The sequence below is a fragment of the Sulfurimonas sp. HSL-1656 genome (genome assembly GCF_039645585.1).
Lineage (GTDB): Bacteria > Campylobacterota > Campylobacteria > Campylobacterales > Sulfurimonadaceae > Thiomicrolovo > Thiomicrolovo subterrani.
On record NZ_CP147915.1, the window covers coordinates 1,209,298 to 1,226,136 of the forward strand.

At 55.4% G+C, this 16,839-nt stretch carries 16 protein-coding genes; 5 read left to right on the forward strand and 11 right to left on the reverse strand.

Translation table 11 applies throughout. The annotated features are described in order from the left end of the window. Positions 1 to 159: 159 nt before the first annotated feature. Positions 160 to 699, reverse strand: a complete 540-nt coding sequence (locus WCX49_RS06165) for a hypothetical protein (RefSeq protein ID WP_345986707.1) — start codon at positions 697 to 699, stop codon at positions 160 to 162. A 237-nt stretch (positions 700 to 936) separates the two neighbouring features. After that, positions 937 to 1,434, reverse strand: coding sequence for a GNAT family N-acetyltransferase (locus WCX49_RS06170; protein ID WP_345986708.1), 498 nt, complete (start codon positions 1,432 to 1,434; stop codon positions 937 to 939). Positions 1,435 to 1,527: 93 nt separating this feature from the next. Between WCX49_RS06170 and WCX49_RS06175 the strand changes: the two genes are divergently transcribed. Then, entirely contained in the window at positions 1,528 to 1,854 is a 327-nt protein-coding gene (locus tag WCX49_RS06175; RefSeq protein ID WP_345986709.1) for a hypothetical protein, read from the forward strand. Positions 1,855 to 1,935: 81 nt separating this feature from the next. Here WCX49_RS06175 and WCX49_RS06180 read toward each other — a convergent pair whose 3' ends face one another. From WCX49_RS06180 to WCX49_RS06200, 5 genes are all read right to left on the reverse strand, one after another. After that, positions 1,936 to 2,712 carry an exodeoxyribonuclease III gene (locus WCX49_RS06180; protein ID WP_345986710.1) on the reverse strand — a complete coding sequence of 259 codons (777 nt, stop codon included), beginning with the start codon at positions 2,710 to 2,712 and terminating at the stop codon, positions 1,936 to 1,938. A gap of 54 nt (positions 2,713 to 2,766) precedes the next feature. After that, positions 2,767 to 3,651: a CoB--CoM heterodisulfide reductase iron-sulfur subunit B family protein gene (locus tag WCX49_RS06185; RefSeq protein WP_345986711.1), complete on the reverse strand. Its 885-nt coding sequence runs from the start codon at positions 3,649 to 3,651 to the stop codon at positions 2,767 to 2,769. A 9-nt stretch (positions 3,652 to 3,660) separates the two neighbouring features. Continuing rightward, positions 3,661 to 4,641: a succinate dehydrogenase iron-sulfur subunit gene (sdhB, locus tag WCX49_RS06190; RefSeq protein WP_345986712.1), complete on the reverse strand. Its 981-nt coding sequence runs from the start codon at positions 4,639 to 4,641 to the stop codon at positions 3,661 to 3,663. 10 nt (positions 4,642 to 4,651) lie between these two features. Further along, complete coding sequence (sdhA, locus tag WCX49_RS06195; protein WP_345986713.1) at positions 4,652 to 6,364, reverse strand: succinate dehydrogenase flavoprotein subunit; 1,713 nt, start codon at positions 6,362 to 6,364, stop codon at positions 4,652 to 4,654. 148 nt (positions 6,365 to 6,512) lie between these two features. Beyond that, on the reverse strand, positions 6,513 to 7,715 hold the full coding sequence (locus tag WCX49_RS06200; RefSeq protein WP_345986714.1) for a diguanylate cyclase: 1,203 nt from the start codon (positions 7,713 to 7,715) through the stop codon (positions 6,513 to 6,515). Between the two features lie 116 nt (positions 7,716 to 7,831). Here WCX49_RS06200 and WCX49_RS06205 point away from each other — a divergent pair, with 116 nt between their 5' ends. The 3 genes from WCX49_RS06205 to WCX49_RS06215 are packed head-to-tail and all read left to right on the forward strand — an operon-like array spanning position 7,832 to position 10,568. Beyond that, complete coding sequence (locus WCX49_RS06205; protein ID WP_345986715.1) at positions 7,832 to 8,656, forward strand: thiamine-phosphate kinase; 825 nt, start codon at positions 7,832 to 7,834, stop codon at positions 8,654 to 8,656. 8 nt (positions 8,657 to 8,664) lie between these two features. Beyond that, on the forward strand, positions 8,665 to 9,753 hold the full coding sequence (gene truD / locus WCX49_RS06210) for a tRNA pseudouridine(13) synthase TruD (protein WP_345986716.1): 1,089 nt from the start codon (positions 8,665 to 8,667) through the stop codon (positions 9,751 to 9,753). After that, the gene (locus tag WCX49_RS06215) at positions 9,750 to 10,568 is read left to right on the forward strand and encodes a phosphatidylserine decarboxylase (RefSeq protein ID WP_345986717.1); all 819 of its coding nucleotides are present in this window, start codon (positions 9,750 to 9,752) and stop codon (positions 10,566 to 10,568) included. The genes truD and WCX49_RS06215 overlap by 4 nt, the downstream gene beginning before the upstream one ends. 7 nt (positions 10,569 to 10,575) lie before the next feature. On the opposite strand, the gene WCX49_RS06220 is transcribed toward WCX49_RS06215, so the two are convergent. Continuing rightward, positions 10,576 to 13,218: a PAS domain S-box protein gene (locus WCX49_RS06220; protein WP_345986718.1), complete on the reverse strand. Its 2,643-nt coding sequence runs from the start codon at positions 13,216 to 13,218 to the stop codon at positions 10,576 to 10,578. Between the two features lie 182 nt (positions 13,219 to 13,400). Continuing rightward, positions 13,401 to 14,501, reverse strand: a complete 1,101-nt coding sequence (ychF, locus tag WCX49_RS06225; protein ID WP_345986719.1) for a redox-regulated ATPase YchF — start codon at positions 14,499 to 14,501, stop codon at positions 13,401 to 13,403. A 154-nt stretch (positions 14,502 to 14,655) separates the two neighbouring features. Between ychF and rd the strand changes: the two genes are divergently transcribed. Continuing rightward, the gene (rd, locus tag WCX49_RS06230; protein ID WP_345986720.1) at positions 14,656 to 14,820 is read left to right on the forward strand and encodes a rubredoxin; all 165 of its coding nucleotides are present in this window, start codon (positions 14,656 to 14,658) and stop codon (positions 14,818 to 14,820) included. Between the two features lie 4 nt (positions 14,821 to 14,824). Here rd and WCX49_RS06235 read toward each other — a convergent pair whose 3' ends face one another. Together WCX49_RS06235 and WCX49_RS06240 are read right to left on the reverse strand one after the other, a co-directional pair. After that, positions 14,825 to 16,261: a leucyl aminopeptidase gene (locus WCX49_RS06235; RefSeq protein WP_345986721.1), complete on the reverse strand. Its 1,437-nt coding sequence runs from the start codon at positions 16,259 to 16,261 to the stop codon at positions 14,825 to 14,827. Continuing rightward, entirely contained in the window at positions 16,230 to 16,835 is a 606-nt protein-coding gene (locus WCX49_RS06240) for a DedA family protein (RefSeq protein ID WP_345986722.1), read from the reverse strand. Before WCX49_RS06240 ends, WCX49_RS06235 begins: the two co-directional genes overlap by 32 nt. Between the last annotated feature and the right edge of the window lie 4 nt (positions 16,836 to 16,839).

Here is a 16,839-nt window from a genome sequence, read left to right on the forward strand (position 1 = left end):
ATCTTTCCTTTTGTATAACGTTGAAAATGAGCAATCAAAAAGCTACCCGCGGGTTTTTGATTGGTCTCCTCTGATAAGTTGGTCTATGTATGACAAGCTTGTTCATTTTTACGTAATTCATCAGTTGGAATGGTGTAAATAGGGGGTAGTTTAGTATTTTTACTTGTTAACTATTTTGCCCAGACTCCCCTCAACAATTTCACCTGCTGAGTTTTCGAGCCAAACACTGGAACCGGATTCGGACAGTTTTCCTCTGACAGTATAGGTTTCACCGGCTTCCGGCGTAAAAATAAACTCTTTGATTACACTCATATCGTCTCCGAAAAGAAGTTGTGCATCTGTCGGGAAAAACACCAATCCCTTCAAAGTCAATTTTTGCTTTTTGGGCACTACTTCTCTAGAAACTATGCTGGGGGTAAAGCGCATTCCCTGGCCATAGTTATCCATACGTGTTTTTCCCCAGCTTTGCTGAACATGATTGTCATCAATTTTATAGAGTAAGAAGAAATGTGCACTGGTGTCCTCTTTATTCGTAAAAGAGTCATTGATAGTCGATGTATTGCCATTATAGTTTTCAGGAATTGGTTGATAGGTAGAAAAACACCCTGAAAGGACTACGGCTAAAACCGTCATTGCTATTTTTTTCATTTTTTCTCCTGCACTGTAAGTCTGATGCAGTGACTGTTTATCAGCAGACATGTTTGTGTACTATAGAGCATTTTTATTTAGAGATTACTGTAGTAAATAAAACAAAATAAAATTAATTATCTTTAATGTGATGCTTGAGCGAGGATAATACTGCAAGATGAACTATAGATTTCGGTACATGATAGTATCTTCACTTGCCTGGCAATGTACCTTCTAATGGATCTACAGATAAGTTGGATGACAGAAAACTTTATGAGGAAAGCACCATGTAGAGAACAAAGAAAGTCTCTATATATGCGCTGTACCAAGCTTCTTCTCCCAAAACTGCGCGCTGCCCGCCTCGGGGTCGAGCTCGTAGGCGGCGAAGCCGAATTTCCTGTAGGCACCCTGTGCGACCGCGTTATTGCCAAGAACCTCGAGGGTGATTTTGCAGCACCCTTTTTCAGTTGCGATCTCCTCAACCTTTTCCAGCAGTTTCTGGCTGATGCCAAGTCCCCTGTACTCTGGTAGAACGGCGATGTCGTGGATATTGACGAGGGGTTTGCAGGCGAACGTAGAGAAACCCTCGAAACAGTTGGCCAGACCCGCCGCTTCTCCGTCGACGTAGGCAATGACGGAGAAGGCGTAGGGGCGTTTGGCGAGTTCTGACACCAGGTTGGCTTTAACCGTCTCTTTGAGCGGGTTTCCGCCGCCCATAGGGTCATGCGCATAGGCGTCGAGCAGCATCGGAATGTCGGCCCTGTGCTTTTCATTCCAATAGTCTGCTTTTTCGATTTGAATGTTCATTATTTACCTTATGATCGCAGTTGTATATGTTAAATATTGTGCACGCGAATATGTTATGCATATTTTAGTGCAACGAAAGTAAAAAGGAAAATAATGACCTGCAAACTCCACGAGGTAATCGATTTTGTCCGCCAGTACCATCTGCTCGACGACCTGAGTGATGAAGATATCGAAACCTACTTCCACACCTTTCACCATGCCTGCAAATGGGACAAAGAGATCCACTCCCACGACATCGACTGTGATGAGATCGGGATCATCGTCGACAAGACGAAGGAAGTGCTGGATGAAGCCTACGATCATGAATATACCATACCGCAGATCTATGAGGTTGCCAAGGCTTTCTGCGGCGTCTTTGACGCGGCGAAAGCGCCCAAGGCGCCCGTACCGTTCGTTATCGTCCTTCTGACAAGACTCTAACCCGTACTTTCATACGAAACAGGCTCCCTTGCGGGGGCTGTTCCATCAAACTATTTATCGAAATATATAACCGTTGAAGCGCTAGAGCGCGAGGCGTATGCCGACGGGACAGTGGTCCGAGCCTTCGATGTCCTGGAGGATGAAGGCGTCTTCGAGCACCTCCGTAAGGTCGTCGGAGATGAAGAAGTAGTCGATGCGCCACCCCACGTTCTTTGTGCGTGCGCTGAAGCGGTAGGACCACCAGCTGTACTCCTCTTCGATATCGCCGTGCACGTAGCGGAAGGTGTCGATGTAGCCGTGTTCGATGAGTTTGTCGATCCAGGCGCGCTCCTCGGGGAGGAAGCCGGAGGTCTTGGCATTGGACTTGGGGTTCTTGAGGTCAATTTCCCGGTGGGCCGTATTGACGTCTCCGCAGATGACGATGCTTTTCCCTTCGTCGCGCAGCGCGTCGCAGTAGGTGAGAAACTTCTCGTAAAAGGCCATCTTGTACGCGAGGCGTTCCTCGTCTTTCTGCCCGTTGGGGAAGTAGACGTTGAAGAGGGTGAAATCATCGTAGTCATGCTGGATGATGCGCCCTTCGTGCTCGCTGTCGATGTCGAGGCAGAACTCGGAGGAGTCGGGAACGAGGTGTGAGAAGGTTGCCGTGCCGGAGTAGCCTTTTCGCTCGCCGCTGTTGATGGTCAGTGTCGCGTAGCTGGTGTCGAAGAGGTCGTCGGGGAACTGGGATGCAGTGGCTTTGATCTCTTGGAGACAGAGGATATCCGGACGGCGTTCATCGACCCATTTGAGTGCCTGCTTGTTGGCGACGGCGCGGATTCCGTTGACGTTCCATGAAAGTATTTCGATTGTATCGGACATAAAATGTACCTTGTGAGAGCAGGGGAGAGGCGCATGACGCGCCCCGTGTAGTCGTTAGACGAAGTTGACCTTGGAAACGTGGTGCTTGAGGCCGAGTTCGGCCGGGGTACAGCCCAGGGCCAGACCAACCATCTGCTGCATGTGCAGGACCGGCATCTTGACGTCGCGGCCGACGGCATGGCCGGCGTGCTCGTACTGGGTGTCGAGTTTCAGGTGACACAGCGGGCAGGGCGTGACCATCCAGTCCGCGTTGGCATCCATCGCACCCATCAGGGCTTTACCGGTGAGCAGGGCAGCCGTTTTCGGTGCCTGGAGCTCTGCGTGGAAACCGCAGCACTTGTTCTTCTCTTCATAGTCGACGTTGACGCCGCCCAGGGTGACAATGAGGTCGTCCAGGGAGTTCGGGTTGTACGGGTTTTCCGCTTTGCCGTGCGTTTCGTTCTGCAGCTCGGACGGGCGGATGTTGTGACAACCGTAGAACGGCGCGATGTTGAACTGAGAGAGCGGTGTAACGACCTTCTCCCCCAGCGTCTCGAGACCGAAGTCGTCGATGATCGCGTAGAGGAAGTGGGTGATCTCGGAGGTACCCTTGTACTCCAGGCCGACTTCGGCGAGTTTTTCGTTGACGCGGGCTTTGAGCTCCGGGTCGTTGTCGAGACGGTGTTTCGTCATCGCCGTGTTGAGCTGGCAGGTATTACAGATGGTGACCATCGTCATGCCGCGGGACTCGGCGTAGCAGATGTTGCGCGCGTTGAGGACAAGCGACAGGAAATCGTCATAGTCCTGCAGGTGGGATGCGCCGCAGCAGGTCGCTTCGGAAAGCTCAACGAGTTCGATCCCGAGCTTTTCGGCGACGGCGTACGTCGACATCAGCTGCTCCGGCGTACTCTCCTTGGCGGTACATCCTGTGAAGAGGGCGTATTTGAGTTTCTTTTCCATGACTTATCCTTAGAATTTGACCGTTGACGACGATTTGATCAGGGCCTTGACCTCGTCGAGTTTGTCCGATTTCGGCATGTTCCACGGCATGACAACTTTGCCGACCTTGAACATCTTGAATCCGACCTTGCCGTGTTTCATCAGCATCGGGAGCGTCCCCTCGGAGTAGCGGACGAGTTCCGCTTCATCCAGCAGGCCGTGCTTCTTGATGGAGTGCGCGAAGCCGACGGCGTGGCGTGTCGCGACGTTGTTGATGGCGACACCGTGCTCGAATACCTGGTTGTGCAGCTTCGTGATCTTTTCGATCGGGTTGACCTCTTTGGGGCAGACCTCCTGGCACTCGTAGCATTTGACACAGTCCCAGACACCCTGGTCCGGCGCGTTGACGATGTCGAGGCGATCCAGCGTTGCTTTGTCGCGGACGTCGGCGTTGAAACGGTAAGCAGCGGCAAACGCGGCAGGCCCGATATAGGAGTCGTTGTTTTCAAGCGACGGACAGGAGTAGTGACACAGGCCGCACTGGATACAGTAGTCGGCCTCGAGCAGCTGCGCTTCCTCTTTCGGCGTTACGAGGTTTTCGCTCTCCGGATGTTCGTCAATCTCGTCAATGAGGTAGGGCTTGACCTGCTCGTGCTTCTTCCAGAAGTCCTCTTTATCGATGATCATGTCTTTGACCGCGCGCTTGATGCTGAGCGGCTCGAGCGTCAGCTCGGTACCGAAGAGCTCGATCAGGTCGTTCATACGCTCTTTACACGCCAGGACGCCTTTGCCGTTGACTTTGATGGCACAGGCGCCGCAGATCCCGTGGCGGCAGCTGCGGCGGTAACTGAAGCTGCCGTCGACGTCCCACTTGATACGGTTGAGGATGTCGAGGACGACCTCTTCGGAGGTAACCTCCATCTCGATCGTCTTATAGTAGGGGAGGTAGTCCGTTTCCGAGTTGAAGCGGAATACGTTGAATGTAATGGTTTGTGTTGTAATCGTCGTCATCATCGTCCCCTTAGTATGTACGCTCTTGCGGCTCGAATTTACCCGGCGTTACGGCCATGTAGTCGAGGCTGATGTTGCCCTCGGCATCCATGTAGGCCATCGTGTGTTTCATGAAACCTTCGTCATCGCGGGTCGTAAAGTCCTCGCGGTAGTGTGCACCGCGGCTCTCTTTGCGCGCCAGGGCGCTTTCGACGATAAAGAGGGAGTAGTCGAGCATGTGGCCAAGCTCGATTGCTTCCTGGAGATCCGTGTTGAAGATCTTTGACTTGTCGTCGATGCGGATATTCGCAAAGCGCTTGCGCAGTTCCTTGACGATCTCGACCTGCTTGGAGAGGGTCTCTTCGGTACGGAAAACGCCGGCGTTGTCCGTCATGCTCTGCTGCAGTTCGTTGCGCAGGCCCGGAACCGTCTCTTTGCCGTTGGAAGTAAGGATACGCTCCATCTCTTCGATCATCGTATCTGCATCGGACTGCTCTGCCTCGCGCAGGTAGAGCTTCTCGATATCGGCCACCATGCTCTGACCGACGTGGCGGCCGAAGAGCAGGGCTTCGAGGACGGAGTTGGCTCCCAGGCGGTTGGCACCGTGAACGCTGACACAGGCGCATTCGCCCGCCGCGTAGAAGCCTTCGACGAGCTCGTCGTTGTTTTTGCGGACGTGCCCGTCGATGTCGACCGGGATACCGCCCATGGAGTAGTGCGCCGTGGCGGAGATCAGGATAGGTTCTTTGATCATGTCGAGGCCGAGGAAGGTGATGGCCAGGTCGCGCAGTTCCGGCAGGCGCTCCATGATCTTCTCTTTGCCCAGGTGCGTCAGGTCAATGTAGACGGCGTCTTTGCGCGGTCCGACCCCGCGTCCTTCGCGGATTTCGTTGATGATGGCGCGGGCAACGACGTCGCGGGAAGCCAGTTCAAGCTTGTTCGGCGCGTAGCGCTCCATGAAGCGTTCGCCTTCGGAGTTGAGCAGTTTCCCGCCTTCGCCGCGGGCCGCTTCAGAGATAAGGATACCGCTTCCTGAAAGCCCTGACGGGTGGAACTGGACGAATTCCATATCCTCGAGCGGCAGGCCGTGGCGTGCGACGATGGAGAGGCCGTCGCCGGTGTTGGCGTGGGCGTTTGAGCTGATCTTGAATGCGCGGGCGTATCCGCCGGTGGCGAACATGACGGCTTTGGCGTTGAAGATCGCTTTTTCCTGGTTACGAATATTGAAGGCGACGATGCCGCTTACTTTACCATCTTCATAGATGATATCGGCGGCGTACCACTCGTCGATGAAATCGACGCCGACGCGCAGCGCCTGCTCGTAGATCGTCTGGAGAAGGGTCAGACCCGTACGGTCTTTCGCGAAACAGGCGCGCGGGGAGGACTGGCCTCCGAAGGGGCGCTGGGCGATCTTACCGTCATCCGTACGGCTGAAAGCCGCTCCCATGCGCTCAGCCCAGCGGATGGTTTCCGGGGCTTTCTGACACATCAGCTCAACCGCGTCCTGGTCGGCGAGGTAGTCCGCACCCTTGACGGTGTCGAATTCGTGCAGCTCGATGCTGTCGACATCGCTGAGCGCAGCGTTGATACCGCCCTGCGCCGCACCGGAGTGCGAACGCAGCGGGTGGAGTTTGGTAATGACGGCGACGTTCTTGCCGGCGAGTTTCAGTTCTCTGGCAGCCGCAGAACCTGCCAGGCCGGAACCGACAATTACCGCATCATAAGTATAAATAGGAATACTCATAACCTTCCTTCGTAAACGTAAATATGCGTCAGATTATAGCGATTGAAAGGGTAGGTTTCGGTTAAACCATTTGTGGCAGAGAGCAGAAGAGAAAGGTGTTACAAAATGAACCAGAAAGCCCCTTAAAACGGGGCTTCTGACGGAAAATCTATAATATTTTCGTATTGTTGCTCATATCGGAGACGCAGTTGCCGCCCTTCTCCTGTGCGATTTTCAGGCGCTCTTTGGCGTTTTTGACGGCATCGTCGAGGGTTTGGGAAGCGGTTTTTGAGGCAAAGCCGCCGCTCAGCGTGATCGGGAACGAGTCGTGTGGCATTTTGAAACGGTTCTCCTCGATCATCTGGCGGATGTGGTTACACTCGTCCATCGCTTTTTGCTTGTCGCTGCGCAAAAACACGGTAATGAACTGTCCGCCGTGAATCCGGCCGATCTGGTCATTTTGCATCTTGTGCAGCTTCATAATGGAGGTGATCTTGATCAAAATCGGATCGATGACGCTCTGCGGGAAGTGGTTGATGAGCTTGGAGTAGTTGTCGATCTCGAAGATACAGACATAGGCCTGCATCTCCTTCGATCCGGACGGGCGGCGTTCAAACCCGATTTTGACCCCTTCATAGTTCGGCAGCTGCGTCACCTCGTCCTTTTTGTTGCCCGACGCGGCGGCTTCACCGCCCTCCTGGCGCAGTTTCAGGGCGATACTGTTGATCTCGGTCGTTTTGTACTTGACCGTCGTGCGGGTCGCGCCCTCCTGCGGTTGAAGCGCATGGATGTCGGCCAGGATCGTTCTGGCGGCACTGCGGCTGGCGACCATGACGACGAAGCTCCAGAGGAAAACAAGCGCGATGCTGGCCGCGACGAGCAGACTGTAGTAATAGAGGACGCGGTTCTGCAGTTTTGTCAGCGGATAGAAGACGGCGATGTAATCATCGATCGCATCAAGCATTTGCGCATGTTTGGAGGGGGACGCAGCGGTGGCCTTGAAATAGGCGGATGTCGCTGCGTTCAAAATCCTGGCACGTTCGCGGAGCATCTTGGTGTATTTGCTGCGCAGTGCGGCTTCCCGGATGATCAGGCTGTTGGCGATCTCGTAAGGTGCTTCGGTATCGAGTGCATCGATCAGGATCGGCAGGCGGCTGAGGACGCCGCTGGAGTTAATGCGTGCAAGTGCAGGGTCTTCACGCTGCATCTCGCCGAGGGAGCGTGCAAGTTTCTCCTGTTCAGCAATATTGTCGATCCGTTTATAGGTCGCAAGGGAGCTGGCGAGAAGCAGCCCGCTCAGAAGGGTGAACAGCATCAGCAGTGTCGCATTGAACTGCACCGAACTCAACAGTTTCTTGATCGATGTCTTCATAATGTCCCGTTTGTGGTTTTTCACTAATTTTAATTGGTGTTTCATTAAGTGCCACTTATGACGGTCCCTGTGTAAAGGCGCCGCAAGCGAGAGTGGAGTAGAATTCTTCTCTTATTATGGACCTGGAAAAACGTTTTATCGCTTCCGTCGCCGCCGCATCCAAACGGATCGGGGATGACGGGGCCGTGATCGGCTCTTTTGTCTATTCGAACGACGCCTTTATCGAAGGGACGCATTTCAAGCGCGCCTGGATGAGCCCGCGGCAGATCGCTCACAAGGCCTTCGCGGTCAACATCTCCGACGCTGTGGCGATGAACGCCGTCCCGCGCTACGCGCTGCTGGCGATCGGCATTCCGTCGTCGATGCATGCCGACGAGGTGGATGCACTGGCGGCGGGGTTTGTTGAGGCGGCGGCAGCCTTTGACTGCGAACTCATCGGCGGGGATACCGTCAAGAGCGACCGGCTGATCATCTCGCTGACCATTGTGTCCGAAACGCAGCGTCCGCTGCGCCGCAGCGGGATCAAGCCGGGGGACCTTCTGGCCTACACCGGCAGCGTCGGGAAAGCGAAAAAAGAGCTACAATATCTGCTGGCGGGCCGCAGGGCACACGCACGGTCGCATTATGTGCGGCCGCTGTTGCGCCGTGCATTCATCGCCGATGCAGCGTCACACCTGCGGGCCGGAATGGACATTTCCGACGGGATTTATACCGACCTGCAGCGGCTTTCGGACCTGAACCGGGTCGGTTTTGCGTTTTTGCGCCCCATGAGCAGGGCAGCCGGGTGCAGCGGGGAGGAGTACGAGATGCTTATCGCCTTTGCACCTCGGATGCGCAAGCGCGTCGAATACCTGGCGCGCAAGCACCGCACGCCGCTGACCGTTTTCGCACGGGCGGCACGGACCCGTTACAAGAATCCGTGCAAATCACACCACTTTTAAAGAGTACTATGGACCGTTTTTATTATCTGCAGCATGCACCGATCCCCTTCGTCTTCAAACAGAGCGTGCGCGACTTCGTCGTCAATGAGATACCCCTGTACCCGTTTACGGGCAACGGCGAGCACCTTGTACTGCACGTCCGCAAGAAGAACCTGGCCACCTGGGACCTCATCTCCCTGCTGGCGAAGCACCTCGGCATCAAAGGCAAGGAGATCGGCTATGCCGGCCTCAAAGATAAAAACGCGATGACGACGCAGTACATCTCCCTGCCGAAGAAGTTCGAGCGGCAGCTCGAGAGCTTCAGCCATGAAAACGTCAAGATTCTTGAGAAGACCTACCATAAAAACAAGATCCACATGGGGCACCTCAAGGGCAACCGCTTCTTTATCCGTCTGAAAAAGGTGACGCCGACGGCGGCCAAGAAGATCGACGAGGCCCTCAAGCAGATCGCGGCCTACGGCATGCCGAACTTTTTCGGCTACCAGCGTTTCGGGATCGGCGGAGAGAACTGGAAGAAGGGCGAAGCCCTGCTGCGCGGTAAGATCAAGGAACGCAACGTCAAGCTCAAGCGGCTTTATATTAATGCATATCAAAGTCATCTCTTTAACCTCTGGCTGAGCCGCCGTATCGAGATCAGTACTTTGATCGGTACCTTCGATGCCAAAGAGATCGCCCCGCTGCTCAACATGACCGAAGAGCAGCTCCTGAAGCTGAAATCCCAGCCGCACCCCTACAAGCTCATCGAGGGCGACGTGATGATGCACTACCCGCACGGGCGCCCCTTCGAGTTCGACGGCGGCGACGAGGAGATTGAGCGCTATATGGAGCGTGATATCGTCCCGACAGGCCTGCTTGTCGGTAAGCGGGCCATGCGTTCCACCGGCCTCTCCAGGGTCATCGAAAAAGAGTATGACGCCGTCCACGAGATCGATGGACAGCGCCGCTATGCCTGGATCTTTCCCGAAGATGTGGAAGGCAAATACCGGGAGGAAGAAGCCTGGTACGAGCTGCACTTTTCGCTGCCGAAAGGCTCCTATGCTACGGTACTGATCGAAGAGATCGCCAAACGAAAAATCGACAACGACGAGGAAGCATGACACGCCATATCACCAACACTATTTCGCAGCAGTTCGGACGGTTCGCGTCCAAGGAGTTCCCCCGCTGGTTCCAAAAAATCGTCAACCAGGGGTACGTCAGCATCATGGGGCTGGACATGGGCGAGTTCTACGCGCCTTCCACCTACCGTTCGCTCAATGCACTCTTCACCCGCAGCCTGAAAGCGTCGCGTCACTTCTCCAACGACGCCGACGACCTCATCTCGCCGTGCGACAGCCTCATCACCGAGTGCGGCGATCTCGATGCGACGCGGGCACTGCAGATCAAGGGGATGTCCTACTGCGTCCGTGAGCTGCTGGGGTCAGAGATCGATGACGGGAACAAGGACCGCATCGAGCACGGGCAGTTTATGAATTTTTACCTCTCTCCGCGCGACTACCACCGCTACCACGTGCCGACGAACATGAAAGTGCGCAAGGCGGTGCATATCCCCGGCAAGCTCTACCCGGTCAACATGCCTTCGCTCAACAAGCGGGCCGACCTTTTTATCGAGAACGAGCGGGTGGTCCTGGAGTGCGAGAGCCAGCAGGGAAGACTCATCTACCTCGTCCTTGTCGGGGCGCTCAATGTCGGCAAGATGCAGGTCAGTTTCGAACCGCGCATCCAGACCAATGCGAACGCGCAGCAGCCGACGGCGTACAGCTTTGAGGATCTCTACCTGCAAAAGGGGGATGACTTCGGCTGCTTTGAGATGGGTTCAACCATCGTCATGATTACGGAAAAAGCGGGGGTGGAACTGGGTGTGGAAGCGGGGCAGAAGGTCCGCTTCGGCGATACGATCGCGAAACTTTCGTAAGATAGTGTTAGTTTAAAGTAATCAGCGGCGATTCCGTTGAGAACTCGAACCCCTTTTCCGTAAAGAGGCGAACACAGGCATCGACCGCATCAGGGTCGAAAGCGCTTCCCTTTCCATTCTGGATTTCCCGTAACGCCGTGTCGATACCCCGTGCCGAGCGGTAGGGGCGGTGCGACGAGATGGCATCGACCGTATCCGCGATGGCGATGATCTTCGCTTCAAGCAAAATGGCTTCACCCTTAAGCCCATGCGGGTAGCCGCTGCCGTCAACGCGTTCGTGGTGCTGAAGGATGATCTGCGCAATGGGCCAGGGAAAGCGGACGTCTTTGACGATGTCGTATCCGGCTTCCGGGTGGGTCTGGATCAGCTGGTATTCGATGGCGCTCAGTCTGCCCGGTTTCGAGAGGATTTCCGCCGGGATGTGGACCTTGCCGAGGTCATGAATGATGCCGGCAAAACCGATCCCCTGAACCCGATCGTCATCCAGACCCATCTCCCGGCCAATTGCCGTCGCAAGCTCTGCGACGCGCTTCTGGTGGCCGGCGGTATAGGGGTCGCGCGATTCGACCGTCGCGGCGATCGCCTGGATGGACTGCTCCAGGCTTTCACGCAGGAGGGTTTCGTGCCGCTCGTGCGACGCACGCGTACGCAGGTTAAGGATGCCGTAGGCAAGATCCTCGGCCAGCTCTTCGAGCAGTTCGACTTCATCTTTGTCGAAGGGCTCCGGCACATTCGAATAGATGCTGAGCACACCGAATACGTTTCCGTTCTGTAGCAATGGCATGGAGATGTTCGCGTTGTAGCCATGGCTAACGGCGGCTTCTCCCCAGGGCGTGTCTGCGTATTCGGAAGCGATATCGCGGCAGATCTGCGTGGTTTTCTGCTTGACGGCGTGCCCGGCGGGAAAGTCGCCGTGGGTGGAGTTGTCCCATGAAAGCTCCCCGATCCAGTAAACAGGTACATTTAAGCCTGCCCAGGCGATTGGATTAAGGCTTTTGGTTCCGCTTTCACCGACAAAATCGACGACGGCAAGGCTGTAGCCGCCATGCTCGACGATGACATTCGTCGCATTGTGCAGCAGCGTCTCTTCATCCGGTGCATGGATGAGGACCAGGTTCCCCTCTGAGAGTGTTCTGAGGGCACGGTTTGCCCGGTTGAGTGCTTCCCTTGACGCCACACGCTCGCTGGTATTCCGGACGATGGAGAGAAAGTAGGGTTTATCGACGGTGATGAGCGATGCACTGATCTCAACGGGAAAGGTCGTACCGTCTTTGCGCCGGTTGAGGCTCTCGAAACGGATATTGTCTTCCTGGTTCATATTGGCGTTTACCATTTTGATCTTCTCATCTGTGACCGTAGGGTCGATATCGTAAACGGACATCTGCAGCATCTCTTCGCGCGTGTAGCCAAGGTCACGGCACGCCGTTTCGTTGACATCGATAAAGCACATCGTGACGGGGTCCACGATATGCACAGCGTCCATGGACTGGTCGAAGAGACTGTGGAACAGTTCGAGGCGCTTTTCGGTCTCCCTTTTTTTGGTGACGTCCATTCCTATGGCTAAGAGTCCTTCAGCATTCCCTTCGCCGTCGCGCAGGGTTTTACTGTACCACTCTATCTGCAGGGTTCTGCCCTGGCGGGTGACGATGCTGTCAAGCTGACCGTTGCTATCTAGGTCGTTGATGGCTTCAAGAAACCGCTCTTTGGTCACCTCCCTGCTAGGTGCCGGCAGGAACGTCTCAAACCAGTCCTTTCCCTTTACTTCGTCGAGGGAATAGCCCGACAACAGCTCCATATAGCGGTTGAAACGGAGAATACACCCACGGGTATCCAGGACGAGGATGATGACTTGTGCCGTATCGACGAGCTTCCGGTTAAAATCACGCTCGCGGCGCACCTCCTGCTCGATGCGCCTGTGCTCCGTCATGTCTATTCCCACACCGATAAGCACATCGCCTTCAGGCGAGGCGATACGCTGTCCCGTAAGCGCATAATATTTGGCACCATTCTGTGTCAGCAGGCGCGCTTCAGACGTTGTTGCACCTTTTGTAAAAGTCTCACCGATCCGCTGATTGATATACGCTTGATCGTCGGGATGGACCAAGGTGAGGGCGTCGTAACCTTTCAATGTCTCATGATCGAGGCCGAATATCTCTTCGAGTCTGCCGTTCCATCGCAGCAGGCAGCCTTTGGCGTCAAGGAGGAAAAAGATGCCTGGCAGGCTCTCGACCAGTTTATCGGAAAAATGTTTTTCACTACAAAGCTTTATCTCTGCACTTCGGCGTTCGGTAATATCCTCAAGGATATGGATGGAGTATCGGTAATTACCGTTAGCGTCATTGACGACTGAGGATCGTGAATAGTATATCCTGCCGTCAATAGTGATCTCATCATGGACGGAATAGGTGACATGCTCCTCAATCGCCCCTTTGCAGTTTGGCAAGGGACCATCCAGTTTCGGGAAGACATCATAATAGTAACTCCCGATTATTTTTTCGTAGGGGAGGTTGGCCAGGACGCTGTAGGCTTTATTGCAGCGGATGACACGGAAATCGCTGTCATGCAAGAAGATGGGTTCTTTCAGGACGTCCAACGCGGACAGCCATTCGTTCAGTGCACGTTGAATCTGTTCTGTCGTCGATGGCCCCATTATAATTGCCTTTCGCTGGTGAAAACAGTTTTACACTTTCATTGTCGGCGTTGATTATAGCATTATAAATTTCGAGATGTAAAGATTGTGAAATATTATATTGTGTTAGCGGATTTGCAGGGAAGGGAAGCCACCCGGAACGGGATGGCGGGCGGAATATGCCATAGGGATTGAATGGTGCGTTAGACGTTAAACCTGAAGTGCATGACATCGCCGTCCTGGACGATGTACTCTTTACCTTCCAGGCGCATTTTGCCGGCCTCTTTGGCGCCGGCTTCGCCGTTGCAGGCGACGAAGTCCTCGTAACCGATGACCTCGGCGCGGATGAAGCCCTTTTCGAAGTCGTTGTGGATGACGGCAGCGGCTTTCGGTGCCGTCGTGTTCTTTCTAATCGTCCAGGCGCGTACTTCCTTGACACCGGCCGTAAAGTAGCTCATCAGGCCCAGTTTGTCGAAGCCCTTGCGGATGATCTGCTCGAGACCGGACTCCTCGACGCCAAGGTCGCGCAGGAATTCGTCGCGCTCTTCGTCCTCCAGGCCGACGAGCTCCTCCTCGATCTTTGCACAGAGCTTGATAACTTCGCAGTTCTGTGCTTCGGCATGGGCCGTGAGACGCTGGACATACTCATTGTCTTCAAGCAGGCCGTCTTCATCCGTGTTGGCGCCGTACATGATCTCCTTGGCTGTCAGCAGGCGGAGGTCTTTGTTGAGTTCGGCGAAGCGGTCGTCATCGATGTCGGGGAAGCTGCGGGCAAGGTTGCCCTGGTCGAGGTGGTCGAGCAGGGTCTGGGCGAAGTCGACCATTGTCTGCGCTTTCTTGTCGGCTTTGGCCTGTTTCTTGAGGCGGTCGATACGGTTTTGCAGCATTTCGACGTCCGCGAGGATCAGTTCGGTTTCGATGATCTCGACGTCACGGAGCGGGTCGATGCTCCCTTCGGTGTGCACGACGTTATCGTCGGCGAAACAGCGCACGATCTGCAGGATCACTTCCGTTTCGCGGATATTGGCGAGGAACTTGTTCCCAAGCCCTTCACCCTTGCTTGCCCCCTTGACGAGGCCGGCGATGTCGACGAAGTCGAGGGTGGAGTGCTGAATACGCTCGGGGTTGACGATCTTTGCCAGGGCATCCAGGCGCGGGTCCGGGACGGGAACGACCGCCTTGTTCGGTTCGATGGTACAGAAAGGGTAGTTGGCCGCTTCCGCGTTCTGCGCCTTCGTAAGCGCGTTAAAAGTAGTTGATTTTCCGACGTTCGGCAGCCCGACGAGTCCGATGGCTAATCCCATAATGGTTTCCTGTCTATAAGAAATAAGTCCGACATTGTACTCTTTAAGGGGTTAGGGGCGGGTTAGGGGACGGGATACTGTACGGTTGACAAAACGGTGGTATGATTTTTTAACGGAGCACATCCGCAAATTTGTACTATCAAAAGGAGCGAAGATGCAAAAGTATGTCTGTACCGTCTGCGGTTATATCTATGATCCCGAAGTGGGAGATGAGGATGGCGGCATCGCGCCGGGAACGGCGTTCGAAGATATCCCGGAAGAGTGGGAGTGTCCGCAATGCGGTGTCGGCAAAGCGGACTTTGAACCCTACGAGGAGTAGCGGACTACTTTTTTGAGATAGCCCGCAGGAAGGCGACGGTGGTCCGTACGCCGGCACCCGTACCGCCGTGGGGGTTGACGCCCCAGCCGGACTCCGTATAGGCCGGACCGGCGATGTCGAAGTGCATCCACTTCTCTTTCATCTCGTCGGTGATGAAGTGGTCAAGGAACATCGCCGCGGTGATGGCGCCGCCGTAAGGAATGTTGCTGATGTTGGAAACATCGGCGATCTCGCTTTTGAGCGCTTTTTTCAGGTGCGGGTTGAAAGGCAGTGCACCGACGAGCTCCCCTGCCGCGTCTGCGGCGCTGTACAGGGAGTGCTTCAGCGTACTGCTGTGTCCCATGATACCCGTGGTGTAAGGGCCGAGTGCGACGACACAGGCGCCGGTGAGCGTTGCATAGTCGAAGAGGTAGTCCGCCTTCACCTTGTCCTGCGCATAGGAGAGGACGTCCGCGAGCACGAGACGCCCTTCGGCATCGGTATTACGCACCTCGATCGTCTTGCCGTTACGGGCGAAAAGGACGTCGTCGGGCTTATAGGCGTTGCCGCCGATCATATTTTCGACCGCCCCGACGAAGCCGTGGACGGCCACGGGCAGTTTCAGCTCGCTGACGGCCTTCATGATCCCCAGGACCGCACAGGCACCGGCTTTGTCCATCTTCATCGTGACCATAGAGGTCGCGGGCTTGAGACTCAGCCCGCCGCTGTCGTAGGTGAGGCCCTTGCCGACAAGGGAGACCGTGGCGACGGGGTTTTCCGGCATATAGGAGAGGTGGATCATGCGCGGTTTGTGCGCGGAAGCGCGGGCAACCATCAGCATGGCCTGCATGTGCTCCTCTTCAAGGGCATGCTCGTCGAAGATATCGCAGCCCAGGCCGTTGTCATCTGCGAGCGTCTGGGACACGACGGCCAGCTGGCCCGGTGTCATGTCGTCGGGGGTCGTGTTGACAAGGTCGCGGGCAAAGTTGGTAGCGGTGGCAAGGATGACGGCACCGTCAACAGCGGCTTTGAGGGCATCGGCATCGACAGCACTCCCGTCATAATTCGCGCCGGCGACATAGAACGTTTTGAGTTTCGACGGTTTGGCGTCGGATTTGTAGCGCGTGTATTTGTAGCTTCCCAGCACGATGCCCTCGACAAGGGCGGCGGCATTTTCAAGGCCGTACTGCGCGATTTTGGCGCTCTCATAGGCAAACCCGCTGAGGCTTTTTGCGGCGGCGGCCATCGCGTCCCGGATGGCGTCGGGTTCAAAGGCGGTGACGGCGGCGACGTATTCGGCGCCTTCGTGCAGCATACAGGTCTGCCCCTCTTTGGCCTCGAATCCGGCCTGTTCGAGGACAGATTTTTTCGGGTGTGACGCCAGCGTCTCCGGCGTCAGAAGGGTGACGGTCAGGGCCGCATCGATGGACTCAACAGTTTGCGTTTCGAGCTTGACGAGCATGTTGTTTCTCCAGCATTTGGTTTTCGATTTTTTTGAACAGGGTGGTGATGCCGATCAAAAAGAGGGCGGCTATCGGCAGGGCATAGTACCAGTGCGCTTTGGCCCACTCGAGCACCTGCAAGATCTGTTCTCCCAGCAGGTAGGCGGGGATGATGGTGAGCGCCGCCCATACCCAGGCACTGAGCAGGTTGATAAGGGCGAATTTTCGCGAGGAGTACTTCGTGATGCCGATACTCATCGGGATGACGGTCCTCAACCCGTAGAGGTAACGTTGTACGAAGATAATGGGCCAGCCGTACTTTCTGAGCAGAAGGTGGGCAATGGCAAACTTCCGGCGCTGACTGTGCAGTTTCCGCTGGATGAATCCCTTGTTGAAACGGCCGATGTAGAAGTAGATCTGGTCGCCGGCAAAACCGCCCAGGCCGGCGACGAAGACGGCTACCGGAACGTTCATGTGACCTGTGTGGCCCATGATGCCGGCCATGAGCAGGCCCATCTCCCCTTCGAGGATGCTCCAGACGAACAGGATGATGTAACCGTACTCTTGCAGCAGTTCCAGTAAATACTCTTCCACGCGC